We start from the raw sequence: 24,416 nt of genomic DNA on the forward strand, positions 1-24,416 counted from the left end.
CTGAGCCCTGCGCGACGGCCGGAACATGCCCGCCGCCGCCCGGCTCAATGCCGGTGCGACGTCCTGGGGACCGGTTCGACCTTCGTGGCCGGCGGCGTGTCCGCATCCTCGTTGCTGCGCGCCCAGAAGAACCGGTCGGGCAGGTACGCGCCCATGCCGGGCCGGAACGCGTCGCGCACGGCCTGGTACAGGTACTCCTGCGCCTCGCGGACCGCCTCGGGCGGTTCCTGGCCGTTCGCGAGCAGCGCCGCGATGGCCGCGCCGAGCGTGTCGGTGATGCCCATCAGGCGGTGCGGCGAGCGATCCCACATGTCCTCGCGGAGCTGGCCTTCCTCGCCGTACAGCGTGTTGACGAGCCGATGCGAGCCCGTTTCGGACGACAGGATGTACTCGCAACCCTGCGACAGCAGGTGCGACACGGCCGCGTCGAGATTCGGCGCCTCGGCGTCGCCGTCCGGCTGCGCGAGCGCGATCAGCGTCGCGTAGTCGGCGACCAGCAGCGTGGTTTGCGGCGCCAGCAGATCGGCGATCGATTCGCGCAGGTCGTCGGCCGCGAGTACGTGCTCGTCGTCGAGCGTGAAGTCCGGCGCGAGCACGAGCGGCACGCCGTCGTAGTCGGCGACGACCTCGGCGATCGCGCTGACCACTTCCGCGCGTGTCGCCGCGCCAATCTTGAACGCGGCGACCGGCATGTCCTCGAGCAGCATGCGCGCCTGGGCGGCGACGACGTCGGGATCGAGGCCGGTCACTTCGTCGCAGGCGGCCGAGTCGCGCACGGTGTAGCCCGTCAGGACGGACACGCCGTGACAGCCCATGCTCGCCAGAGTCATCAGATCGGCTTGGATGCCGGAGCCGCCGGTGGGATCGGACAGGCCGAAGGTGAGGACGATCGGAGGGGCGTTGCTGGACATGTAAAAATGGGGCAAGAGAAAAACGGGAAAGCGACGGAGATGCGGACGGCGAGGCGAAATGGGCATTTTCGGCCCTGTGTTGCCCGGCAGGCCGCACTTTTCAGCCATTATGCGGCGGAATCCTGCCCGCACGACGGATTTTTTAGCGCAGCGCAACGTAGTCGCCGTACTCGAGCGCGATTGCTAGGCAGTCCGGCCCCGACACGGTACCATCATGGCTCCCGAATTTACCGACTTTCCCGACGCGGCTTAAGATGGAATACAAGAGTTGGATGTGCCTGATTTGTGGCTGGATTTACGACGAAGAAGCCGGGCTGCCGGAAGAGGGCATTGCCCCGGGCACGCGCTGGGAAGACGTCCCGATCAACTGGACGTGCCCCGAATGCGGCGCCCGCAAGGAAGACTTCGAGATGGTCCAGATCTGACCGGACCTTCGGCCCACGGACACCCCGCTCCGGCCTCGCATCGGCCCGGCGCTCGCGCGCCGAGGTTCGCGCGAGCGGCTTGACGATGACAGGCGCGCGTGTCCATGACGTCCAATCCGGCGAATGTTCCCCTCCCTGACGCACTGCCCAACCCGCGCGGCGGGGCCGTGCGCGCGGCCGACGCATGGCTTGCGGCGGCCGCCGACGCATTCGAGCGGCGCGACGACGCGGCCGCGCCGCTGTCCGCGGCGGCGGCTGTGCTGGCGGAAGCTGGCTGGCTGCCGGCCGCGCGTTTCGCCGGGCAACTGTCGGCCGCCGTGCCGCTCGTCGTAGCCGAGCCGACTTCGGCCGGCTGGCGTGCCGCGCTGCGCGATTTCCGCGCGGCCGTCGGCCGCCACAACCTGCGCGAACTCGCCTGTTCGCCCGTTCTCTTCGATCATTTCCGTGCATTGCGCGCGCAAAGTGCCGCCGACCTGCGCGCGAGTACGCCGCTCGACGCGCTCGCGCTCGTCGGCCGCGCGGTGCCGCCGGCCACGCTGCGCGTGCTGCCCGAGGCGTTCGCGACCCGGGTACGCGCCCGCTACGAGCAGGCGCTGCTCGGCGTGCTGCGTGCGCAGCAAAGCGCGCCCGGCGCGGCGCTCGACGAACTCGATGCGATGCAGGCCGCGCTGGCCGATGACGGCCCGTACGATTTCTGGCGGCTCGCGGCCGCGTGCCTGCGCGCGCTGCGCGCGACCGGCGCACCCGAACTGAAGGGCTTTCTCGCGCGGACGAACCTGCTGCTCGGCGAGCAGGCGCAGGGCCGGCGCAGCGCGCCGCCCGAGCTCGTGCGCGAGACGGTCGCGCTGCTGTGGCGCGATTTCGCGTTGTTCGGCGCCGCAGCCGAGGACGTCGCGCTTGTCGACGTACTGCACGACTACGGGCTGACGGTCGACTGGCACGTCGCCGGCACACCCGCGTCCGAAGCGCTGTGGGAGGCCGATGCCGCGCGGGCCGAGCACGACGCGGTCGCGGTCGCGCCGACCCGTGCGCTCGGCGTCGTGACCGTCAATGCGCATGCGTATGAGGATTTCCTGCAGACCGCCGATGCGTCGATGGCCGACCTTGCGGCCGATCCGGCCGCGGCCGACGCGGGTGCCGCGTGGCACGCGTCCGGCGCCGCCTATCGGGTCGGTACGGCCGCGTGCGCGCTCGGGCTCGGCCACGCGGCGCTGCTGGCCGACACGCTCGGCCTCGCGTGGCGCCGTGCCGCGCACGGCGTGCCGCTCGCCGACGGCGGCCTCGACGCGCACGGTCACGCGTCCGACATGTTGCGCGCGGCGCTGCTGAAGATCGCGGCCGGCGTGGCGCCGCCGGACCTGACCGCGGCGTCCGAAGCGCTCGGTGCGGCGCTCGGCCGGACCTGACGAACAAGGGGACGGACACGCGGTGGCGACCCTTGTCGCACGGGCCCGCAACACGCTGCCGACAGTGCCCGTGCGCGTGTTAGAGTGCCGTGTGATCCGCGCGCGCCGTTGCCAGCGCGGCGCGGTGTTGCTTGTTGATCGCGGCCCGGTCAGGCCGCGGCGTCTTTGCTAAAATTCAAACCATGTCAAAGCCTTCCGATCGCATCAACCTCACCAACCAGTTCCTGATCGCCATGCCGAACATGGCCGATCCGACGTTCTCGGGAACGGTGGTCTACCTTTGCGATCACAGCGAGCGCGGTGCGCTCGGCCTCGTCATCAACCGTCCCACCGACATCGACCTCGAATCGCTGTTCAACCGCATCGACCTGAAGCTCGACATCGAGCCGCTGCTGCACATCCCCGTGTACTTCGGCGGCCCGGTCCAGACCGAGCGCGGTTTCGTGCTGCACGAGCCGGTCGAGGGCGCGAGCTACAACTCGTCGATGTCCGTCGACGGCGGGCTGGAGATGACGACGTCGAAGGACGTGCTCGAGGCGGTCGCGACGGGCACCGGCCCGAAGCGCTTCCTGCTGACGCTCGGCCATGCGGGCTGGGGCGCAGGGCAGCTCGAGGAAGAAATTTCCCGCAACGGCTGGCTGACGGTCGCCGCCGATCCGCGCATCGTGTTCGACACGCCGGCCGAGGAGCGCTTCGAAGCCGCACTGGGCCTGCTCGGCGTCAGCTCGTCGATGCTGTCCGGCGAAGCAGGGCACGCATGAGTGGCGCGAGCGCGCGCGATGCGACGCTCCTGGCGTTCGACTACGGCGAAAAGCGAATCGGGGTCGCGATCGGCAATGCGCTGACGCGCTCGGCCCGCGCGCTCGTCGTGATCCAGAACCTGAACCGCGAACACCGCTTCAAGGCGGTCGGCGACCTGCTGGCCGAATGGCGGCCGGACGCGCTCGTCGTCGGCCTGCCGATGCATCCGGACGGCACGCCGCACGACATGACGCAGCAGGCGAAGCGCTTCGGCAACCAGCTGAACGGCCGCTTCGGGCTGCCCGTCACGTGGGTCGACGAGCGCTATTCGTCGGTCGAGGCCGAGGCCGGGCTGCGCGAGCGCAACGTGCGCGGCCGCGCACGCGCCGAGATGCTCGATGCCGAGGCCGCGCGCGTCATCCTTCAACAGTATCTCGATCAATTGTCCGACCATGAGCACCATTGACGCCGACGCGCTTTACCGCGTCCTGCTCGACCAGATCCGCGCCGCGTACGGCACGGCTTTCGCCGAACCGGGCGGCCCGCGGCTCGCCGGCATCTACAGCGGCGGCGCATGGCTCGCCGAGCGCCTCGCGCGCGATCTCGGCGCGCCGGCGTTCGGCGTCGTGAACGTCGCGCTGCATCGCGACGACTACGCGAAAAAGGGGCTGCACAGCCAGGCCAGCCCGACGTCGCTGCCGTTCGATGTCGACGGCGCGCGCATCGTGCTCGTCGACGACGTGCTGTACACCGGGCGCACCGTGCGCGCGGCACTCAACGAGCTGTTCGACTATGGCCGCCCGGCCGCGGTCGAGCTCGCGGTGCTCGCCGATCGCGGCGGCCGCGAACTGCCGGTCGCCGCGCGCTTTGCGGGCGGCGCGCTCGACGTGCCGGCCGGCGCGACGCTCGTGCTCGCGCGCGACGATGCCGCGCAGTTCACGCTGCGCATCGAGCCGCACGGCGCCTGAACGACACGCGAAACCGTATCCCGGGCCGCTGGTTTGCACCGCGGCCCGTTTGCATAGTTGGAATCACGCACACCATGACCACCGACACCACTGGCCGCACCGGCAATCCCGCCGCGGCCGCGAGCCCCGACCGGTTCCGCTACGGTTTCCTGAAGGGCAACCCGCAGCTCACGAAAAACGGCGAGCTGAAGCACCTGCTGTCGATCGAGGGCCTGCCGCGCTCGATCGTCAACCACATCCTCGATACGGCCGAGCAGTTCGTCAGCGTGACGGACCGTGAAGTGAAGAAGGTGCCGCTGCTGCGCGGCAAGTCCGTCTTCAACCTGTTCTTCGAGAACTCGACGCGCACGCGCACGACCTTCGAGATCGCCGCGACGCGCCTGTCGGCCGACGTGCTGAACCTGAACATCAATGCATCGTCGACGAGCAAGGGCGAATCGCTGCTCGACACGATCAACAACCTGTCGGCGATGCATGCCGACCTGTTCGTCGTGCGCCATGCGTCGAGCGGCGCGCCGTACCTGATCGCCGAGCACTGCGCGCCGCACGTGCACGTGATCAACGCCGGCGACGGCCGCCATGCGCACCCGACGCAGGGCCTGCTCGACATGTACACGATCCGTCACTACAAGCGCGACTTCACGAAGCTGCGCGTGGCGATCGTCGGCGACATCCTCCATTCGCGCGTCGCGCGTTCCGACATTCACGCGCTGACCACGCTCGGCGTGCCGGAAGTGCGCGCGATCGGCCCGCGCACGCTGCTGCCGGGCGGCCTCGAGCAGATGGGCGTGAAGGTGTTCCACAACCTCGACGAAGGGCTGAAGGGCGTCGACGTGATCATCATGCTGCGCCTGCAGAACGAGCGGATGAGCGGCGCGCTGCTGCCGTCCGCGCAGGAATACTTCAAGACCTGGGGCCTGACGCCCGAGCGCCTCGCGCTCGCCGCGCCCGACGCGATCGTGATGCACCCGGGCCCGATGAACCGTGGCGTCGAAATCGATTCGCAGGTCGCCGACGGTCCGCAGTCGGTGATCCTCAACCAGGTCACGTTCGGCATCGCCGTGCGGATGGCGGTGATGGGCATCGTCGCCGGCAACAACGACTGAGCCCGCTTTCGCGCATCCTTATTCACGCAATCAACGTTTTCACAGACAGCGCATGAAGATTCATATCAAAGGCGGCACGCTGATCGACCCGGTCGCCGGCACCGAGCGGCAGGCCGACGTATTCGTCGCGGCGGGCAAGATCGCCGCGATCGCCGAGGCCGGCACGGCGGCGCCGGCCGATTTCCACGCCGCGAAGACCATCGACGCGTCCGGCCTGATCGTCGCGCCCGGCCTCGTCGACCTGTGCGCACGGCTGCGCGAGCCCGGCTACGAGCACAAGGCGACGCTCGCCTCCGAGATGGCCGCGGCCGTCGCGGGCGGCGTCACGACCCTCGTGTGCCCGCCGGACACCGATCCCGTGCTCGACGAGCCGGGCCTCGTCGAGATGCTCAAGTACCGCGCGCGCAACCTGCATCAGGCGAACGTGCATCCGCTCGGCGCGCTGACCGTCGGCCTCAAGGGTGAAGTGATCACCGAGATGGTCGCGCTGACCGAGTCCGGCTGCGTCGGCTTCACGCAAGCCAACGTGCCGGTGCGCGACACGCAGGTGCTGCTGCGCGCGCTGCAATACGCAAGCACCTACGGCTACACCACGTGGCTGCGCCCGCTGGACGCGTTCATCGGCCGCGGCGGCGTCGCCGCGAGCGGTGCGCTCGCGTCGCGGCTCGGGCTGTCCGGCGTGCCGGTCGCGGCCGAGACGATCGCGCTGCACACGATCTTCGAACTGATGCGCGTGACGGGCGCGCGCGTGCACCTCGCACGGCTGTCGTCGGCGGCCGGCCTCGCGCTCGTGCGCGCGGCGAAGGCCGAGGGGCTGCCCGTGACCTGCGACGTCGGCGTGAACCACCTGCACCTGATCGACGTCGACATCGGCTATTTCGATTCGCAGTTCCGGCTCGACCCGCCGCTGCGCAGCGAGCGCGACCGCGAAGCGATCCGCGTGGCGCTCGCCGACGGCACGATCGACGCGATCTGCTCCGACCACACGCCGGTCGACGACGACGAGAAGCTGCTGCCGTTCGGCGAAGCGACGCCCGGTGCGACGGGGCTCGAGCTGCTGCTGTCGCTGACGCTGAAGTGGGCAGACGAGACGCGCACGCCGCTCGCGCAGGCGCTGCGCCGCATCACGTCCGCGCCGGCCGACGTGCTGCAGCTGCCGGCGGGCCGCCTGGCCGAAGGCGGCGCGGCCGACCTGTGCGTGTTCGACCCGCGCGCGCACTGGCGCGTCGAGCCGCGTGCGCTGAAGAGCCAGGGCCACAATTCGCCGTTCCTCGGCTACGAACTGCCCGCCTGCGTGCGTACCACGCTCGTCGCCGGACACATCGCGTTCGAGCGCCACTGAACCACGCCGGACCTTTGCCATGACCGCCTTTCGCAAGCTGCGTCTCGTCTTTCACCTGTTGCGCGGCATGGCGATCGTCGCGCTGCGTTTTTCGCACGTCACGCCCGCGCGCCGCGCCGAGATGACGCGCCGCTGGTCGCTCAAGATGCTGCGGATCTGCGGGATGCGCGTCGTCGTCCACAACGACGGCGCGCGGCTCGATGCGAGCGCGCTCGTCGTCGGCAACCACGTGTCGTGGCTCGACATCTATGCGGTCAACGCCTGGCGGCCGACGCCGTTCGTGTCGAAGGCCGAGGTGCGGCAGTGGCCGGTCGTCGGCTGGCTCGCCGAGAAGCTCGACACCGTGTTCCTGCAGCGCGAGAAGCGCACCGAGGCGATGCGGATCATGCACGAGATGGCCGAGCGCCTGCGCAACGGCGGCGTGATGTGCGTGTTTCCGGAAGGGACGACGTCCGACGGGCAGGACCTGCTGCCGTTTCATGCGAACCTGTTCCAGGCCGCGGTATCGGCCGGCTGCGCGGTGCAGCCGATCTGCCTGATGTACGAGGACGCGCAGCGGCGGCAGTCGGTCGCGCCGGCCTACACGGGCGAGCTGTCGCTCGGCACGTCGCTCGACATGGTGCTGCGCGGCGGCCCGCTCGTCGCGCATCTGTACGTGTGCGAACCGATCGCGCCGGGCGGCGACCGGCGGACGACGTCCGCCGCGGCGCGCGACGCGATCGCGGCCGCGCTCGCGACGATGCAGGAAAAGGTCGGCAAGCCGTCGGCCGAATCGCTCGCGGAACTGGCGAAGCATGCGTATCCGGCGACCGAGCTCGGCGCCGGTACGTCAGGCGATGGAGCGGCCGACGAGCCCGTGCCGGGGCGCGAGGGTTGAGGCGCTTCCCGGTCGGACGACTCAGCGTGTAATCACTCGCCGCCCGGCGCGCCGCACGCTTCGCACTGCACCTGCGTGACCGTGCGCTGCGCCGGATCGGCCGTCAGCCGCACGGCCGACAACTGGTTTCCCCACACGCATCCCGAATCGAGCGCGACGACGTTGTCGCGCAGCATCAGGCCGAGCGCGGCCCAGTGGCCGAACACGACCGTCACGTCTTCCGTGCGGCGCCCCGGCACGTCGAACCACGGCAGGTAGCCGGGCGGTGCGCTGTCCGGGCCGCCGTTCGCCTTGAATTCCATGGTGCCGTCGGGCATGCAGAAGCGCAGGCGCGTGAACGCGTTGAACGCGACGCGCATCCGGTCGCGTTTCTTCAGGTCGGGGCTCCATTGGTTCGGCTCGTTGCCGTACAGCTTCTGCAGCGTGTCGCGCCAGTCGGGTGCGCGCAGCGCGCGCTGGAGTTCGTCGGCGAGTTCGAGCACGAGCGTGGCATCCCATTGCGGCAGCACGCCTGCGTGGACGAGCAGCATCCCGTTCTCCGCATGCACGAACGGGCGGTGGCGGATCCAGTCGAGCAGTGCTTCGGCGTCCGGCGCGTCGAGGATCTCGCCGATGGTGTCGCCCGGGCGTTCGGTGCGCAGGCCGGCGGAGACCGCCAGCAGGTGGAGGTCGTGATTGCCGAGCACGACGGTTGCGCGGGGGCCGAGGTCGACGAGCGCGCGCAGCGCGGCGAGGGAGTCCGGGCCGCGGTTGACGACGTCGCCGGCGATCCACAGCTGGGTGTCCGCCGGCGGCGAAAGTTTTTCGAGCAGCGACCGGAAAGCGGAATGACAGCCTTGGATGTCGCCGATGGCGATGGGGGTATGGGTCATGAGAGGGCGGATGTCACTGGCTTCGTCTGTGCAGGGAAAATAATCCGTCTCGCCGCGATGTGGCGAAAATTCTGTTCCGTGTCTGACCATTGGTTTGGCATGAAATTTTATCCCGGTAAGGGTTCGGAGCGCTGTATCAAGTTGTTAGCGGCATGGCTTTTGCGAGGAGCGGCTCCCTATAATTGTCGCTTTCGCGACCAAAATTAGCATTTCGTGACTTTGGCGGCCATGCTGACCGGTTAAAATTCCCGGTCTGACATGGTGGTCAAAGTGACTTGCCGTGAATTCGATGCGGCCGACACCTGGCGGTGCCTGCTGCGCATTACTAGAGGGAGCCTCATGATCCTGGTTACGGGCGGCGCGGGTTTTATCGGTGCCAATTTTGTACTCGACTGGCTGCGCGAATCCGACGAAGCCGTGCTCAACGTCGACAAGTTGACCTATGCAGGGAACCTCCGAACGCTGCAGTCGCTGGACGGGAACCCGAAGCATGTGTTCGCGCGCGTCGATATCTGTGACCGTGACGCTCTCGATGTGCTGTTTGCCGAACACAAGCCGCGCGCGGTGCTGCATTTCGCGGCCGAAAGCCACGTCGATCGTTCGATTCATGGCCCGGCGGACTTCGTGCAGACCAACGTCGTCGGCACGTTCACGCTGCTCGAGGCCACCCGCCAGTACTGGAATGGCCTGAACGACGCTGACAAGGCGGCGTTCCGCTTCCTGCACGTGTCGACCGACGAGGTGTTCGGTTCGTTGTCCGCAACCGATCCGCAATTCTCCGAGACGACGCCGTACGCGCCGAACAGCCCGTATTCCGCGACGAAGGCGGGCTCCGATCATTTGGTGCGCGCGTACCATCATACGTATGGCCTGCCGACGCTGACGACGAACTGCTCGAACAACTACGGCCCGTACCAGTTCCCCGAGAAGCTGATCCCGCTGATGATCGCGAATGCGCTTGCGGGCAAGCCGCTGCCGGTTTATGGCGATGGCCAGAACGTGCGCGACTGGCTGTACGTCGGCGATCACTGCAGCGCAATTCGCGAAGTGCTCGCGCGCGGCGTGCCCGGCGAGACGTACAACGTCGGCGGCTGGAACGAGAAGAAGAACCTCGAAGTCGTGCATACGCTGTGCGATCTGCTCGACAAGGCCCGCCCGAAGGCTGCGGGTTCGTACCGCGACCAGATCGCCTACGTGACGGATCGTCCCGGCCACGACCGCCGCTATGCGATCGATGCACGCAAGCTCGAGCGGGAACTCGGCTGGAAGCCGGCGGAAACGTTCGAGACCGGTCTGGCGAAGACGGTCGACTGGTATCTCGACAACCAGGTCTGGGTCGACGAAATTACGTCGGGCGAGTACCGCAAGTGGGTCGAGACCAACTACGCGAAACGCACCTGAGGAGCGATGCGATGGCACGTAAAGGTATAATCCTCGCAGGCGGATCCGGCACGCGGTTGTATCCGATCACGCACGTCGTATCGAAGCAACTGCTGCCGGTGTACGACAAGCCGATGATCTACTATCCGCTGTCGACGCTGATGGTCGCGGGCATTCGCGACGTACTGATCATCTCGACGCCGCAGGACACGCCGCGCTTCGAAGCGATGCTCGGTGACGGCAGTCAGTGGGGGATGAACATCCAGTATGCGGTGCAGCCGTCCCCCGACGGACTCGCGCAGGCATTCATCATCGGCAAGGAGTTCGTCGGCAATGCCCCTTCGGCTCTGATCCTCGGCGATAACATCTTCTACGGCCACGATCTGGCAAAGCAGCTCGAGCGTGCGCACGCGCAGGAAACCGGCGCGACGGTATTCGCGTATCACGTGCACGACCCGGAGCGCTACGGCGTCGTCGAGTTCGACAAGTCGTTCCGCGCGCTGTCGATCGAAGAGAAGCCCGCGAAGCCGCGTTCGAACTACGCGGTGACCGGTCTGTACTTCTACGACAACCGCGTATGCGATATCGCGGCCGACATCAAGCCGTCGCCACGCGGCGAACTGGAAATCACGGACGTTAATTCTCGCTATCTCGCCGATGGTGCGCTCAATGTCGAGATCATGGGGCGCGGTTACGCGTGGCTCGATACCGGCACGCACGATTCGCTGATCGAGGCGGCGACATTCATTGCTACGCTGCAGAAGCGCCAGGGGTTGGTGGTTGCGTGCCCGGAAGAGATCGCTTATCGCAGGCAGTGGATCGATGCCGAGCAACTGATGAGACTCGCGCTGCCGCTCGCCAAGAACGGCTACGGTCAATACCTTAAAAACATTCTTACGGATCAAGTGGCATGGCCATCCAGGTAACAACAACGGCACTACCCGAAGTCAAGATCATTGAGCCGAAGGTGTTCGGGGACACGCGCGGTTTCTTTTACGAAAGCTTCAATGCGCAAGAGTTTGCAACGCAAGTCGAGTCAGGCGTCGAGTTCGTGCAGGACAATCACTCGCGCTCGTCAAAAGGCGTGTTGCGCGGGTTGCACTATCAGATCCAGCATGCGCAGGGCAAGCTGGTTCGAGTAGTCGAAGGTACGGTGTTCGACGTGGCTGTCGACATTCGCAAGCAATCACCCAATTTCGGCAAGTGGGTGGGCGTTGTCCTTTCGGACGAAAATCACCGACAATTATGGGTTCCGCCTGGCTTCGCACATGGGTTCGTCGTGCTGTCGGACGCCGCGCAGTTCCTGTACAAAACGACTGACTACTGGTTCCCTGAGTTCGAGCGCAGCATCGTGTGGAATGACCCCGAAATCGGCATCGAGTGGCCGATCGATTTTGAGCCGCAGCTGGCCGCCAAGGATGCCGTGGGCAAGCGACTGAGCGAAGCCGAGGTGTACGCATGAAGATCGTCGTAACGGGCGCGAATGGGCAGGTCGGCTGGGAGTTGTCCCGGAGTCTGTCGGTCCTGGGGCAAGTCATTCCACTGGGGCGCGAAGGTGCGGACCTCACACGCCCGGATACGCTCTCGCGCGTGATCGACGAGTTGGCGCCGGATGTGGTCATCAACGCCGCAGCCTATACCGCGGTCGACGCGGCGGAAACCGATATTGAGACAGCGAATGCGGTCAATGCGGAGGCGGTTGGCGAATTGGCCCGCGCAACGAAGCGTATCGGTGGACTGTTCGTGCACTATTCGACCGACTACGTGTTTGATGGAACCAACACGTCACCGTATACGGAATCGGACGCTACCTGTCCGATCAATGTCTACGGCGCAAGCAAGCTGGGCGGGGAACTGGCGGTCGAGCAAGCGGGTGGTGACTGGCTTACCTTCCGCACCACTTGGGTCTTTGCGGCGCGTGGCAAGAATTTTCTGCGCACAATGCTTCGTCTTGCGAAGGAGCGCGAGGCGTTGAGCGTGGTGGCCGATCAGTTTGGTGCGCCGACCTGGGCACGCTCGATCGCCGACGGTACTGCGCATGCAGTGGCCGCCGCCATTCGCGAACGCAAGGCCGGATCGTTCGAATCGGGCCTCTATCACATGACGTCTGCGGGCCGGACCTCATGGCACGGCTTTGCCGAGGCTGTTTTCGCGTCATGGCGTTCAGTGCCGGGTGCTTCGCCGCTTGCAGTGGAAACGGTCACGCCGATCCCGTCGAGCGCCTACCCGGTGCCGGCAAAACGCCCCGCCAACTCTGTACTGTCGAACGATGCACTGAACGCACGTTTTGGCATCGAACTGCCCGACTGGAGATACGCGGTCGAGCTGTGCGTCAGAGATCTGCTCTCCCAATGAAACAAGAGAGGCAAAGCTGCTTCACACGATGTCGATAATCAGCGTTTTTTTTACTACTCCGCGAAGTCTCGTAGGCTCGATCGCGCGAAACGCTTCGCTCATCTGGCAGATGACGAAGCGGGAAGTCGTCGGGCGCTATCGGGGGTCGGTGCTCGGATTGGCGTGGTCCTTCTTCAATCCGCTGCTGATGCTCGCGGTGTACTCGTTCGTCTTCTCCTTCGTGTTCAAATCGCGCTGGGGAGGCGGGGGTGTCGATCAGGGGCGCGCGCAGTTCGCGATGATGCTGTTCGTCGGTATGACGATTCATGGCTTGTTTGCCGAATGTGTCAACCGGGCACCGACCTTGATCCTGAATAACCCCAGCTATGTGAAGAAGATTGTGTTTCCGCTGGAAATACTGCCGCTGGTCGCGTTGCTGTCTGCGTTCTTCCACACGCTCGTCAGCCTTGTCGTCCTGCTTCTCGGCTTTGCGTTGTTCAAGCATTTCATTTTCGCGACCGCGTTGTACTTGCCGATCGTCCTGCTGCCGTTGATGCTCATGGCGCTCGGCTTCGCTTGGTTTCTCGCGGCAACCGGTGTGTTCGTCAGGGACGTCGGGCAGATTACGGGTCTGTTCACCATGGTGCTGATGTTTCTGTCGCCGGTGTTCTACCCAGCGTCCGCGTTGCCGGAGAAGTATCGCTTCTGGCTGGAACTCAATCCTCTGACATTGTTTATCGAGCAGTCTCGTGGGGTACTTCTCGATGGCCGGACGCCGGATTTCTATTCGCTCGGTCTTGCGCTGCTGGGTGGCGCGGTGATCGCATGCGCAGGGTTCAAGTATTTTCAGCTGATGCGCAAGGGGTTTGCCGATGTCCTGTGAAACTCCCGCAATCAGCGTCGAGAGCGTCAGCAAGCACTTCCGCGTTTTCACCAAGCCAGCCGATCGCCTCAAGACGGCTTTGCGTCATCGCATAGGCGGCCTCGCGAAGCTGCTGCCAACGCAGGTCCTCGGGACTGAAGGTCCAGCAGTATTTCATGCACTGCAAAATGTCTCGTTTCAGGTGCAGAGGGGCGAGACGATTGGAATCATTGGTCGCAACGGCTCGGGGAAATCGACGCTGCTTCAGATCATTTGCGGTACGCTGACGCCGTCCGACGGACGCGTCGCGATCAACGGACGGATTGCCGCACTGCTCGAACTCGGCGCGGGATTCAACCCGGAGTTTACCGGGCGCGAAAACGTGTTCATGAATGCGGCGTTGCTTGGGCTATCGAAAGCCCAGATAGAGGAGCGGCTCGACGACATCCTTGCATTTGCCGACATCGGCGATTTCGTAGACCAGCCTGTCAAGACCTATTCGAGCGGCATGTACGTGCGGCTCGCCTTTGCTGTCATCGCGCACGTCGATGCGGACGTGCTGGTGATCGATGAGGCGCTGGCGGTTGGGGATGCGTTCTTTACGCAGAAGTGCATGCGTTTTCTTCGTGCTTTCATGGAGCGCGGAACGATCTTGTTTGTCAGTCATGATACGAACGCGGTGGTTAACCTGTGTACGCGTGTCGTCTGGCTCGACAAGGGGCAGGTGAGGGAAATCGGGCCTGCGAAGGACGTGTGCGATTCGTATCTCGAGGCCTTTTACGAAGAACAGCATCGGGTATCGGGGCAGCAGAGGCGTTCGGCCGAACGCAGCACGGTTGTTCGCACGATATCCGAGGGCGATGTGCGTGATCAGCGTGCTCAACTCATCAACGGGTCGAAGTTGCGAAACGATGTCGAGCTGTTTCAGTTCGATCACGACGCGAAAAACTTCGGCCTCGGCGGCGCGTTGATCGAGCATGTTCGTATCGAGGATGGGACGGGCGCCCCGCTGAACTGGGTCGTGGGCGGCGAGATCGTCCGCGTTCACATCAGCGTCAAGGCTCTGCAGGCATTGGAGCGCGCAATCGTCGGATTCATCATTCGCGACCGGCTTGGGCAGAACCTGTTCGGTGACAACACGTATCTCACGACGCTGCAGGATCCGTTTTCCGTCGCTGTTGGCGAAAGCTTCACGGTCAAGTTCATTTTTCGGATGCCCGTATTGCCTGTCGGAGATTACTCGGTGACCGTCGCCGTTGCCGATGGATCGCAGAGTGACCATGTGATCCATCAATGGCTGCACGATGCCGTGTTGCTCAAGTCGCATTCGACGAGCGTGAGCACGGGATTGATTGGGATACCCATGCACGAAATTGCGCTCGAGCGGGATGAATCAAACAAGATTGAGGCGATGCAATGAAATCCGAAGTCCCTTTCACTGCTCCGGACCGACTCGAAGATGTCGAAGTGCAGCGTGAGTCGAGGTCGGCTCGCGTCGTGACACCGCAAGTGTCGATATCCGCGGAGCGGCTGTCGAGCCATGACAACGGGTTCGGGCTGCTGCGTCTCGTGTTTGCGACGATGGTTCTCTGGGATCATGCGTTTCCGCTTGGTGGTTTCGGCTCCGACCCGATGTGGCGTCTGACGCTCGGTCAGGATTCGATGGGCGGGATTTGCGTGTCCGGCTTTTTTGCGATCAGCGGCTTCCTGATCGCCAAGAGCGGCATGAGGGCGGACATGCTGCAGTTCGCATGGCGTAGATGCGTGCGAATCTTTCCAGCTTATTGGGCGGTGCTGGTGGTGACCGCACTCGGTGTTGGCCCGGTGCTCCATTATCTGCAGGCAGGAACGCTGGTCGGGTACTGGAATTCGGACGTCGGCGGGCCGCTCGGTTATCTCGTAAATAACTGGCGCCTTACGATCGGCCAATACGGGATCAACAATCTGCTACGTGATACCACGCCTTACGGCCACTCGATTTCCGAAAGCGTGTTCAACGGATCGATCTGGACGCTGATCTACGAAGCGAAATGCTATGTGATGGTTGGCATTTTCGCGATGTTCGGCCTGCTGACGGAACATCGTAGGGTGTTGCTTGCCGCGACGTTTGTCGCGTGGCTCATGCTCGCCGTTCAGACCGTGAATCCGGCATTTTCCGCACAGCTTGTTCCATGGGCAGGCGATCGTCATCTCGTACAGTACGGAACCATTTTTCTGCTCGGATCGAGTGCCGCTGCGTATTCGAAATCCTTGCCGATCACCGACAAGCTGGGCGCATTTTCGGTTGCCGTCTATCTGATCTCGTTGTTCAAGGGCGGGTATCTGCTGCTTGGCTATCCTGCAATGGTGTACGCAATCCTCTGGCTCGCGTGCCGTTTGCCGCAGTGGGCACGCAGGATCGGCTCCAAGAACGATTACTCGTACGGGATCTACGTTTTTGGGTTCCTTGTGCAGCAGTTGCTGGCTTATGCAGGTGCTTACAAGTATGGGTTTGTCTTCTATCTGGCTGCCTCCGTTTTCTTTACGTGCATCTGTGCATGGTTCAGTTGGCATCTGATCGAGAAGCGCGCCCTTGAACTGAAGGATTGGGGACCTGGACGGGGCTGGAAATACTGTTGGGGTAAGTTGACTTTGAAGAAAGAGGGAGTGTGATGAGCGACGTGAACGCAAGCTTGGTTGACGGGAAAAAGATTCTCGTAACGGGAGGGGCGGGCTTTATCGGCTGCGCGATATCGAAACGTCTTGCGCCGCGTGCAGCCCGCTACGTCGTGATGGACAACCTGCATCCGCAGATTCACGAGCGTGCGGTACGCCCCGACGCACTCGATGCAAAGGCAGAGCTCGTCGTCGCCGACGTCACGGAGGCGGAAGCGTGGGATGCGTTGCTGGTCGATTTCCAGCCGGACATCGTCATTCACCTTGCAGCCGAGACCGGCACGGGCCAGTCGTTGACGGAAGCAAGCCGGCATTCGATCGTCAACGTCGTCGGTACGACGCGTCTGACGGATGCGCTCGTCAAGCATGGCGTCGCCGTCGAGCACATCTTGCTGACCAGCAGCCGCGCGATCTATGGCGAGGGCGCCTGGCAGAAGGAAGACGGGACGGTCGTCTATCCCGGTCAGCGTGGCCGTGCGCAGCTCGAGGCGGCGCAGTGGGATTTCCCGGGGATGACAATGTTGGCCTCCCGTGCGGACCGGACCGAGCCGCGACCGACGAGCGTCTACGGTGGGACGAAGCTGGCGCAAGAACATGTTCTGCGTGCATGGACGCTTGCGACGAAGACGCCGCTGTCGATTCTGCGTCTACAAAACGTATATGGCCCCGGTCAATCGTTGACGAATTCCTATACCGGGATCGTTGCGCTCTTTTCGCGGCTGGCGCGTGAAAAAAAGGTCATTCCGTTGTACGAAGACGGCAATGTGACGCGCGATTTCGTGAGCATCGACGATGTCGCGGACGCTATTGTCGCGACGTTGATGCGCGAACCGACGCCGTTGTCCGTGTTTGATATCGGTTCCGGTGAGGCGACGAGCATCCTGGAGATGGCCCGCATCATCGCTAACCACTACGGTGCGCCTGAGCCTCAGGTGAACGGTGCGTTTCGCGACGGCGACGTGAGGCACGCGGCCTGCGATCTGAGCGAGTCGCTGGCGAATCTTGCATGGAAGCCTCAGTGGTCGCTGGAGCGCGGGATCGGCGAGTTGCAGACCTGGATTGCGCAAGAGCTCAATCGGAAGAACTAGTCATACAACAGAGGTTAACAGTGCCACTGCACGACACGACAATCACCGGTCCCGCGTCATTGCGGATTCAATCGGTTCTGTACAACAACAGTCAAGAGCATATTGACACTGCGCTTGACAGCATTGCGCGCGCCGCGGATCTGGCGATTGCGTCCGGTGCATTGTCATCGGTGGAGGTCGCGATTGGCGATTGTTCGCCGGAGCCCGTCTTCACGCCTGAAGAGATCGAGGAGCGTGCCGTCAAGCTTCGTCCGCAAGGTATCGCGCGGATACAGTACACGTTCTTCAACGCCAATCTCGGGTCGGCAGCCGGACAGAACCGGCTGCTCGCCGATTTGCATACGGATCTCGTGCTGATTCTGAATCCCGACACCGTCGTGGCGCCTAATATTTTCGGCGAACTGGTTCGGCCGATGCGCAAGCCGGGCGTGGGTGTCGTCGAAGCCCGACAAGTGCCGATCGAGCATCCGAAGGACTACGATCAGGTTACCGGCGAGACAAGCTGGGCAACGACTGCCTGCGCACTCGTTTCGGCAGCCGTCGCCAAGGAAGTTAACGGTTTCGATTCCGAAGCGTTCTTTCTGTATTGTGACGACGTGGATTTCTCGTGGCGGGTTCGTCTTGCGGGTTACAAAGTGGTGTTTCAGCCGTCGGCTGCACTGTTCCACGACAAGCGCCTGTCGACGGCCGGCAAGTGGATCGTGGGTGGGGCAGAGGAATATTACTCCGCTGAAGCCGCAATGATCCTTGCGTACAAGTTCTCGAATGGCGCATTGGCGGATCGTATCGAACGTCAGTTGCTTGCAAATGGCAGTGAGGTCGAGAAAAAGGCCGCCAGAAAATATCGTGAACTCAAGGATGCCGGCAAATTGCCGGATCAGATCGATCCAGAGCATCGCGTCGCCCAATTCATCGACGGCTTCTACGCGAAACACCGTTTCTAAACTATGAACTCAGCAACCTATCAGTTCCAATATCACGAATATTCGGTGTATAGCAACGTCGTCGCACTGATCCAGGAATTCGGCGCACGTAGCGGCCTGCACCTGGATATCGGATGCGGATATGGTGCGATTGCGGAACCGGTTCGCGATCTCGGACTCACGTACGTCGGTTTCGATGCGGACCCGGATGCACTCCAGAACCTGCAATCGCGAGGCTTCGAGACGAGGCGGATCGACCTTCATCGTCTCGACGACGTATTCGCCGAACTCGACGCGGTGCTCAACGGGCGCGAAGTATCGTCGATATCGATTATCGATACGCTGGAGCATATAACCAACGGACCGGCCTTGCTGGACCGCTTGCGAGAGTTTGCCGCGCAGCGTTCGATATTGCTCGTGATCAGCGTGCCGAACGGCGGGCATCGCGATCTCGGAGCCAAGCTGCTGACCGGGCACTGGGACTACACCGAAGTCGGCCTGCTTGATCACACGCACGTCATTCACCATACCGACAGCTTGCTTGGGGCAATGACGAAGCGCGCAGGATGGTATCAAGTGGGTGCACGCGACTATGATCTCGAGTCGAGCGACCAGGCATTCCCGTATGCACATCCGCTGTTGAGCGGAAAGACTTTTGCATCGCGCTATCTGCGGCAGATCCGTAGCGCCTCGGATGCATTCGGGGTCGTCAACGAGTTGGTGCGCGCCTATTTGCCGGGCGCTCGCCAGGACATGCCCCTGTTTGCAGATCCCAACGAAGGTCGTCCATTCTTGTCGATCGTTACCCGCACGCAAGGCAAGCGCCTGGGCAATCTACGAGATGTCTTGCTCTGTCTGACTGCACAGACTTGCCAGGACTTCGAGGTCCTTGTCATTGCACACAAGCCGGAAGAGAAGGACTATTACGCTGTCAAGCGGATCGTGGAAGATCTGCCTGAATACATCAGAAATCGTGTTCGCGTGATTCGTTGCGATCGGGGTGGACGTACCGCTCCGTTGAACGACGGCTTCGCCGCGGCCACAGGGCACTATGTCGCGATTCTGGATGATGACGAAATAGTGTTTGCTCACTGGATCGAGACGTTCAAGAAACTGAGCGAGAAGGCGGCGGGGTGCGTATTGCGCGCGACGGCCGCGGAGCAGGACATCGTGTCGACCAGCATCAGGCCGGATGGTGCGCTCGGCTATCGACCCATTTCCGCGATCACGACTCCGTATCCGTCACACTTCGATTTCTTCGAACATCTGTCGCAGAACTATTCTCCGCCTGTTTCCCTTGCGTTTCCTCGCGCTGCCTTTCAGGAGATGGGCATTCGATTCGATGAGTCGCTCGATACGGCAGAGGACTGGGATTTCGAAATGCGGACTGCATTCGTCTGTGGCGTCGAGAGCAGCCCGGAAATTACTGGTATTTACCGGAAATGGCGCTCTGGCGAGTCGTCGTTTTCGGTTCATTCGCAAGATGAGTGGCGGCGCGACTACGAGAAAATCGTTGCGAAGCACAACGACCAGTATCATGTTTTCCCGCCCGGCACCATCAAGCTCATTGTCGATCAGCGCATCTGGATCAAGAAGCTCGAGAGCGATATCGCCGTTCTGCAGGGTGCGGCCAAGCTGGATGCGCTACGTCGATTTTTCGTCAAGCATCCGCGCCTGTACCGAATCGTTCGGAAGACGTATGACAATTCGAAGATTGTCGCTCGAAGAATCGTTCGGCGATTGGGGTGATGCCGTGATGTTGACGGTGCATGTCGTCGATCACGAAGGCAGGATCAGAAATGCGATTTGACATATCCGTCGTGGTGTATCGTGAGGCGGAGGCAATCGTTGCTGACCTGCTGGACAGTCTCGCCGCTCAAACGTCGCGCACCGATACCGAAATCCGCCTGTGGCTTCGCAATAACGATCCCGCCGACGCAGGGAGGTGGGATCGGTTTGCGCGCGACTGCACTCGCTACCCGTTCGCAATATCGGTCTTGCACTCGCAACAGAATGCAGGCTTCGGTGTTGCGCACAATGCGACGTTCGAATTGACGGCTGCACCCTTTTTCTTCGTGTTGAATCCGGACGTACGCCTGCATTCAAACGCGATAGCGGAGTTGCAGGCGGCAATTGCCGATTCGCCGGACAGCACTGGTGCGTGGGAATTGCGGCAAGTTCCGTACGAGCATCCCAAGCTCTACGATCCCGTCACACTTCGGACCGACTGGGTGACGGCCGCGGCAGTCGTGTTCAGGCGGGCTGCGTTCGCACAAGTGGCCGGTTTCGAGCCCCGAATCTTCATGTACGGCGAAGACGTCGATCTGTCGTGGCGACTGCGAGCCGCGGGATGGGTGTTGCGTTATGTGCCGCGTGCGATCGTCGTACACGATACTTACTCGAAGCCGATGGAAGTCAAGCCGCTCCAGATCACCGGAGGCGTGCTGGCTTCGTTACAACTGCGCACCCGCTTCGGATCCTGGGGTGATTTGATTCGAGGTTTCGGATGTTGGCTCGTGGAACTCGCGCGACCACCGCGGTTCCCCTCGGCGAGGCGCCGGCATTTATCGACGCTGGTCCGATACATTGGAACGGCAGCCTATTTCAGGCGCACGGGAACACGCTATCGAGAGCAGGGTTTTCGGCCGGACTTTCGTTTCTGGGGCTATGGCGATCGGCGCGACGGAGCCTTCTTTCCGTTTGCTGGCGAGGAACTCGACGCGGATGCAGTGCCGCTCGTCTCGATTGTCGTACGGACCCATCGTCGTCCGGCGCTGCTGCGCGAAGCGTTGACGTCGCTGTCGCATCAGACCTATCCGCGCATCGAAGTCGTCGTCGTGGAGGACGGACCGGCAGATAGCCGTGACCTGGTCGACAGGGAGTTTTCCGGCCGCCTCAACGTTCGTTACGAGGCGACCGGTGTGCCGGTGGGCAGGAGCGCGGCTGGAAATCTCGGTTTGTCGGTCGCGCGTGGAGAATGGATCGGATTCCTCGACGACGACGACCAGTTTTATGCAGACCACGTCGAGACGTTGATGCAGGTTGCCAAAGAGGGTTCGAACCGGGCCGTCTACAGTGCATCGCATGAGGTGCCGACAGAATTTGTGCAACTCACCACCGACTCGGTAACGTATCGCGAAGGGCCGATAGCGCTGAAGTATCGTGAATATTCGCGCCTGCTGCTTTGGCAGGAAAATCTCGCTCCTATCCAGGCTGTTCTGTTTCATCGCAGTCTGTATGACGAGTTCGGCGGATTCGACGAAGATCTCGATCAGCTGGAAGACTGGGTGCTGTGGGTCCGCTATTCCTGTGTGACGGATTTCTCGTCGGTGTTGCGAGTCACGTCACGTTACAGGGTGCCGATGTCGAGCGAGGTCGCGCTTGCCCGGCAGGCGAAGCTGCATGAAGCTTATGTCGTTGCGCTGGAGCGGCAACGCGCGATGCGCGTGACGCTCAGCCCGGTCGAAATCGTAGAGATGGCGGAGCACCAGGCACAACGACAGGCTATCGTTCATGTCTCGCGTCAGGCGGTTCGGAAACTGCTTGCGCGCGTGCCGTTCATGCGACCGCTACTGTCGACCCAGGCCGGATGGAGGCGTCGCATGAAGGCGCTGTATCGTCGGGTGTCGCCGCGATCCTGACGCGGGTAGCCCGGCCCATTGAATCAAAAACAATTCTCGTTTTGCAGGTTTATCACCGGGTGCACCAATCACAACCAAACTTTCTGACGGTGTCGATCGTTGTCTACAGGCCGAATCTGGGGCAATTGACGGACACGCTCTCGAGTTTGCTCGACGCGCTCGAGCGGCTGGGTGCCGTGCGTCCGGGCGCTGGGGCGACGCTGTATCTTGTCGACAACGGCGATGGGCCGAAATCGCTACCGGCGCTCGATGCATTGCGTTCACACAAAATCAGCTGTATCCGCATCGGAGACCATGGCAACGTCGGATACGGTCGCGGCCACAATCTTGCTATCGAGCAGGCAGCCAGTTCCTATCATTTGATCCTGAATCCGGATGTCGACCTGGATGCGAATTCGCTGGTGGCGGCATTCGATTTCCTCAACGCACATTCCGACGTCGGCCTCATTACGCCGCAAATCGAGGATGAGCGCGGGGATATGCAATACCTCTGCAGACGTTATCCGGCACTGCTCGATCTGTTCGCCCGGGGATTCCTGCCCAAACCCCTCCGGAAGCCTTTTAGTCGTCGCCTCGCCCGCTACGAAATGCGCGACGTGGTCAACGACCGCGACGTCGTCTGGGCCCCCCCCATCGTCAGCGGCTGCTTCATGCTGTTCCGCACGGAAGTCCTGAAGAAACTCGGCGGCTTCGACCCGCGCTACTTCCTGTACTTCGAAGACTACGACCTCAGCCTGCGCACGCACGACGTTGCCCGTGTCGCCTACGTCCCGTCGGTGCGCGTGGCCCATCACGGCGGCGGCGCATCCCGCAAGGGGTTCGCGCACATCCGCATGTTCGCCGCATCGGCCTTCAAGTTCTACAAGCGCTTCGGCTGGAGGCTTTGGTGAGTCACGTCGTCGTCACCGGTGCGAACGGCTTCGTCGGCCGTGCGGTCTGCCGTCGCGCGCTGCAGGACGGGCATACCGTTACCGCACTGGTACGGCGTCCGGGCGGCTGCATCGACGGCGTGCGCGAATGGGTGCACGGCACCGCCGATTTCGATGGCCTGGATGAAGCGTGGCCGGTCGACCTGGCCGCCGATTGCGTGATCCATCTCGCCGCCCGCGTGCACGTGATGCGCGACGAGTCGCCCGATCCCGACGCCGCGTTCGACGCCACCAACGTCGGCGGCACGCTGCGTCTCGCCGAGGCGGCGCGCAATCACGGCGTACGCCGCATCGTGTTCGCGAGCAGCATCAAGGCGGTCGGCGAGGGCGACGGCGGCGTGCCGCTGTCGGAAGCGTTCGAACCCGATCCGCAGGATGCATACGGCCGTTCGAAGCTGCGCGCGGAGCGGCAACTCGCCCAGTTCGGGACGTCGGCAGGGCTCGACGTCGTTGTCGTTCGTCCGCCGCTCGTTTATGGTCCGGCCGTCCGCGCCAACTTCCTGCGGATGATGGACGCGGTCGCGCGCGGGATGCCGTTGCCGCTCGGCGCCGTTTCCGCGCGCCGCAGCATCGTCTACGTCGACAACCTCGCCGATGCGCTGCTGCGTTGCGCAATCGACCCGCGCGCGGCCGGCGAATGCTTCCATGTCGCCGACGACGACGCGCAGTCGGTCGCGGGCCTGCTGCGTCTGGTCGGCGACGCGCTCGGCAAGCCGGCGCGGCTGATCTCGGTGCCTCCGGTGCTGCTGCGCGTGCTCGGGAAGCTGACCGGCCGCAGCGCGGCCATCGACCGCCTGACGGGCAGCCTGCAGCTCGATACGGGCCGGATCAGGCGCGTGCTCGACTGGCATCCGCCCTATACGACCCGCCAGGGCCTCGACGCGACCGCCGCATGGTATCGTTCGCGCGATACACAACAATAGTCGACATGCATTTCCCGATCTCCACATGGCCTGCTGCGGTCGTGGTGGCGCTGGTCGCCGCCATCGCATCGACGGCCATCCTGCGCATGCTGCTTGCGACCGGCCTCGCATGGCGCCTCGCCACCGACATTCCGAACGACCGTTCGCTCCATACGCTGCCGACGCCGCGCGTCGGCGGATGGGGCATCGTGCCGGTATGCATCGTTGCGCTGCTGGCGCTGGCGCCGCGACTGTGGCTGATCGCCATCGCTGCCGCGGGGCTGGCCGCGATGTCGCAGATCGACGACCGGCGCGGGCTGCCGGCCCGCGTGCGGTTCTCGGCGCACCTCGCGGCAGTCGTCGCGCTGATCGTCGTCTTTCCGGCCGACGCACCCTGGTGGCTGCTCGCCGGCGTGGGCTTCGCGATGGTCTGGCTGACGAACCTGTACAACTTCATGGATGGTGCCGACGGCCTCGCGGGTGGCATGGCGCTGTTCGGTTTCGGCGGGTACGCGGTCGCGGCGCTGGGTGGCGCGCACGCGTCGCCCGATCTCGTCGTGGCGGGCGCGGCGATCGCCGGCGCGGCGCTGGGCTTTCTTCTGCTCAATTTCCACCCGGCCAGGCTGTTCCTCGGTGATGCCGGCTCGATTCCGCTCGGATTCCTGGCCGGCGCGCTGGGCTACTGGGGCTGGCGTACCGGCGTCTGGCCGATCTGGTTTCCCGCGATGGTGTTTGCGCCCTTTATTGCCGATGCATCTGTAACACTTTCGAGACGCCTGTTACGCGGCGAAAAGTTCTGGCAAGCGCATCGCGAGCACTATTATCAAAGGATGGTCCGATCGGGCGTAGGTCACGGTCGGACCGCTCTTTATTGGTACCTCATCATGCTCGCGGGCATAATTGTCGCCGTGTGGGCAAGGGGCCGACCCGAACTGCAGCAATGGCTGTCGTTCATCGCGTGGTATGGCGTCCTGGCATGGTTCGGATGGTTGATCGACATGCGTTGGCGCCGGTTTCAGTCGGCCGCCGAAAACAACTCTTGAGGTTTCCCGCC

General features: G+C 63.5%; 24 protein-coding genes. 22 read left to right on the forward strand and 2 right to left on the reverse strand.

Translation table 11 applies throughout. From position 1 onward, the window contains the following. Positions 1-44: 44 nt before the first annotated feature. A complete protein-coding gene (locus tag R9B84_RS04315; RefSeq protein WP_423759344.1) occupies positions 45-911 on the reverse strand; it encodes a hydroxymethylpyrimidine/phosphomethylpyrimidine kinase in 867 nt (288 codons plus the stop codon). Positions 912-1,165: 254 nt separating this feature from the next. On the opposite strand from R9B84_RS04315, the gene R9B84_RS04320 reads away from it, so the two are divergent. The 8 genes from R9B84_RS04320 to R9B84_RS04355 all read left to right on the forward strand — a co-directional run bounded on the left by R9B84_RS04320 (position 1,166) and on the right by R9B84_RS04355 (position 7,776). Further along, on the forward strand, positions 1,166-1,336 hold the full coding sequence (locus R9B84_RS04320) for a rubredoxin (RefSeq protein WP_004186709.1): 171 nt from the start codon (positions 1,166-1,168) through the stop codon (positions 1,334-1,336). 104 nt (positions 1,337-1,440) lie between these two features. Beyond that, on the forward strand, positions 1,441-2,742 hold the full coding sequence (locus R9B84_RS04325; protein ID WP_423759345.1) for a hypothetical protein: 1,302 nt from the start codon (positions 1,441-1,443) through the stop codon (positions 2,740-2,742). A gap of 182 nt (positions 2,743-2,924) precedes the next feature. Continuing rightward, positions 2,925-3,503, forward strand: coding sequence for a YqgE/AlgH family protein (locus R9B84_RS04330; protein WP_006491354.1), 579 nt, complete (start codon positions 2,925-2,927; stop codon positions 3,501-3,503). Next, positions 3,500-3,949, forward strand: coding sequence for a Holliday junction resolvase RuvX (gene ruvX / locus R9B84_RS04335; protein WP_027788201.1), 450 nt, complete (start codon positions 3,500-3,502; stop codon positions 3,947-3,949). The genes R9B84_RS04330 and ruvX overlap by 4 nt, the downstream gene beginning before the upstream one ends. Further along, positions 3,936-4,451, forward strand: a complete 516-nt coding sequence (pyrR, locus tag R9B84_RS04340; protein WP_423759346.1) for a bifunctional pyr operon transcriptional regulator/uracil phosphoribosyltransferase PyrR — start codon at positions 3,936-3,938, stop codon at positions 4,449-4,451. Before ruvX ends, pyrR begins: the two co-directional genes overlap by 14 nt. 74 nt (positions 4,452-4,525) lie before the next feature. Continuing rightward, the gene (locus R9B84_RS04345) at positions 4,526-5,557 is read left to right on the forward strand and encodes an aspartate carbamoyltransferase catalytic subunit (protein WP_027807413.1); all 1,032 of its coding nucleotides are present in this window, start codon (positions 4,526-4,528) and stop codon (positions 5,555-5,557) included. 52 nt (positions 5,558-5,609) lie between these two features. Then, positions 5,610-6,899 carry a dihydroorotase gene (locus R9B84_RS04350; RefSeq protein WP_423759347.1) on the forward strand — a complete coding sequence of 430 codons (1,290 nt, stop codon included), beginning with the start codon at positions 5,610-5,612 and terminating at the stop codon, positions 6,897-6,899. A 19-nt stretch (positions 6,900-6,918) separates the two neighbouring features. Further along, positions 6,919-7,776 (forward strand): lysophospholipid acyltransferase family protein, encoded by an 858-nt coding sequence (locus tag R9B84_RS04355; RefSeq protein ID WP_423759348.1) that lies wholly within the window; start codon positions 6,919-6,921, stop codon positions 7,774-7,776. Positions 7,777-7,808: 32 nt separating this feature from the next. Here R9B84_RS04355 and R9B84_RS04360 read toward each other — a convergent pair whose 3' ends face one another. Then, complete coding sequence (locus R9B84_RS04360; protein ID WP_423759349.1) at positions 7,809-8,648, reverse strand: symmetrical bis(5'-nucleosyl)-tetraphosphatase; 840 nt, start codon at positions 8,646-8,648, stop codon at positions 7,809-7,811. Between the two features lie 339 nt (positions 8,649-8,987). On the opposite strand from R9B84_RS04360, the gene rfbB reads away from it, so the two are divergent. From rfbB to R9B84_RS04430, 14 genes are all read left to right on the forward strand, one after another. Then, positions 8,988-10,049, forward strand: coding sequence for a dTDP-glucose 4,6-dehydratase (gene rfbB, locus R9B84_RS04365; RefSeq protein ID WP_423759350.1), 1,062 nt, complete (start codon positions 8,988-8,990; stop codon positions 10,047-10,049). Between the two features lie 11 nt (positions 10,050-10,060). Further along, positions 10,061-10,954, forward strand: a complete 894-nt coding sequence (rfbA, locus tag R9B84_RS04370; RefSeq protein WP_423759351.1) for a glucose-1-phosphate thymidylyltransferase RfbA — start codon at positions 10,061-10,063, stop codon at positions 10,952-10,954. Further along, the gene (gene rfbC / locus R9B84_RS04375; RefSeq protein ID WP_423759352.1) at positions 10,939-11,490 is read left to right on the forward strand and encodes a dTDP-4-dehydrorhamnose 3,5-epimerase; all 552 of its coding nucleotides are present in this window, start codon (positions 10,939-10,941) and stop codon (positions 11,488-11,490) included. Before rfbA ends, rfbC begins: the two co-directional genes overlap by 16 nt. Then, a complete protein-coding gene (rfbD, locus tag R9B84_RS04380; RefSeq protein WP_423759353.1) occupies positions 11,487-12,383 on the forward strand; it encodes a dTDP-4-dehydrorhamnose reductase in 897 nt (298 codons plus the stop codon). The genes rfbC and rfbD overlap by 4 nt, the downstream gene beginning before the upstream one ends. A gap of 28 nt (positions 12,384-12,411) precedes the next feature. After that, a complete protein-coding gene (locus R9B84_RS04385) occupies positions 12,412-13,245 on the forward strand; it encodes an ABC transporter permease (RefSeq protein ID WP_423759354.1) in 834 nt (277 codons plus the stop codon). After that, entirely contained in the window at positions 13,235-14,644 is a 1,410-nt protein-coding gene (locus tag R9B84_RS04390) for an ABC transporter ATP-binding protein (RefSeq protein WP_423759355.1), read from the forward strand. Before R9B84_RS04385 ends, R9B84_RS04390 begins: the two co-directional genes overlap by 11 nt. Beyond that, positions 14,641-15,876, forward strand: a complete 1,236-nt coding sequence (locus tag R9B84_RS04395; RefSeq protein WP_423759356.1) for an acyltransferase family protein — start codon at positions 14,641-14,643, stop codon at positions 15,874-15,876. The genes R9B84_RS04390 and R9B84_RS04395 overlap by 4 nt, the downstream gene beginning before the upstream one ends. Continuing rightward, a complete protein-coding gene (wbiB, locus tag R9B84_RS04400) occupies positions 15,876-16,967 on the forward strand; it encodes a dTDP-L-rhamnose 4-epimerase (protein ID WP_423759357.1) in 1,092 nt (363 codons plus the stop codon). Before R9B84_RS04395 ends, wbiB begins: the two co-directional genes overlap by 1 nt. Before the next feature lie 20 nt (positions 16,968-16,987). After that, a complete protein-coding gene (locus R9B84_RS04405; RefSeq protein ID WP_423759358.1) occupies positions 16,988-17,911 on the forward strand; it encodes a glycosyltransferase family 2 protein in 924 nt (307 codons plus the stop codon). 3 nt (positions 17,912-17,914) lie between these two features. Continuing rightward, on the forward strand, positions 17,915-19,639 hold the full coding sequence (locus R9B84_RS04410; RefSeq protein WP_423759359.1) for a methyltransferase domain-containing protein: 1,725 nt from the start codon (positions 17,915-17,917) through the stop codon (positions 19,637-19,639). Positions 19,640-19,689: 50 nt separating this feature from the next. Then, positions 19,690-21,531, forward strand: a complete 1,842-nt coding sequence (locus tag R9B84_RS04415; RefSeq protein ID WP_423759959.1) for a glycosyltransferase family 2 protein — start codon at positions 19,690-19,692, stop codon at positions 21,529-21,531. An 89-nt stretch (positions 21,532-21,620) separates the two neighbouring features. Continuing rightward, positions 21,621-22,421: a glycosyltransferase family 2 protein gene (locus R9B84_RS04420; RefSeq protein WP_423759960.1), complete on the forward strand. Its 801-nt coding sequence runs from the start codon at positions 21,621-21,623 to the stop codon at positions 22,419-22,421. Beyond that, a complete protein-coding gene (locus R9B84_RS04425) occupies positions 22,418-23,383 on the forward strand; it encodes a UDP-glucose 4-epimerase family protein (RefSeq protein ID WP_423759360.1) in 966 nt (321 codons plus the stop codon). Before R9B84_RS04420 ends, R9B84_RS04425 begins: the two co-directional genes overlap by 4 nt. A 5-nt stretch (positions 23,384-23,388) precedes the next feature. Then, positions 23,389-24,405 carry an MraY family glycosyltransferase gene (locus R9B84_RS04430; protein WP_423759361.1) on the forward strand — a complete coding sequence of 339 codons (1,017 nt, stop codon included), beginning with the start codon at positions 23,389-23,391 and terminating at the stop codon, positions 24,403-24,405. Positions 24,406-24,416: the final 11 nt, after the last annotated feature.

Origin of the sequence: Burkholderia sp. NLJ2, assembly GCF_049487195.1 — a bacterium.
GTDB classification, from domain to species: domain Bacteria; phylum Pseudomonadota; class Gammaproteobacteria; order Burkholderiales; family Burkholderiaceae; genus Burkholderia; species Burkholderia pyrrocinia.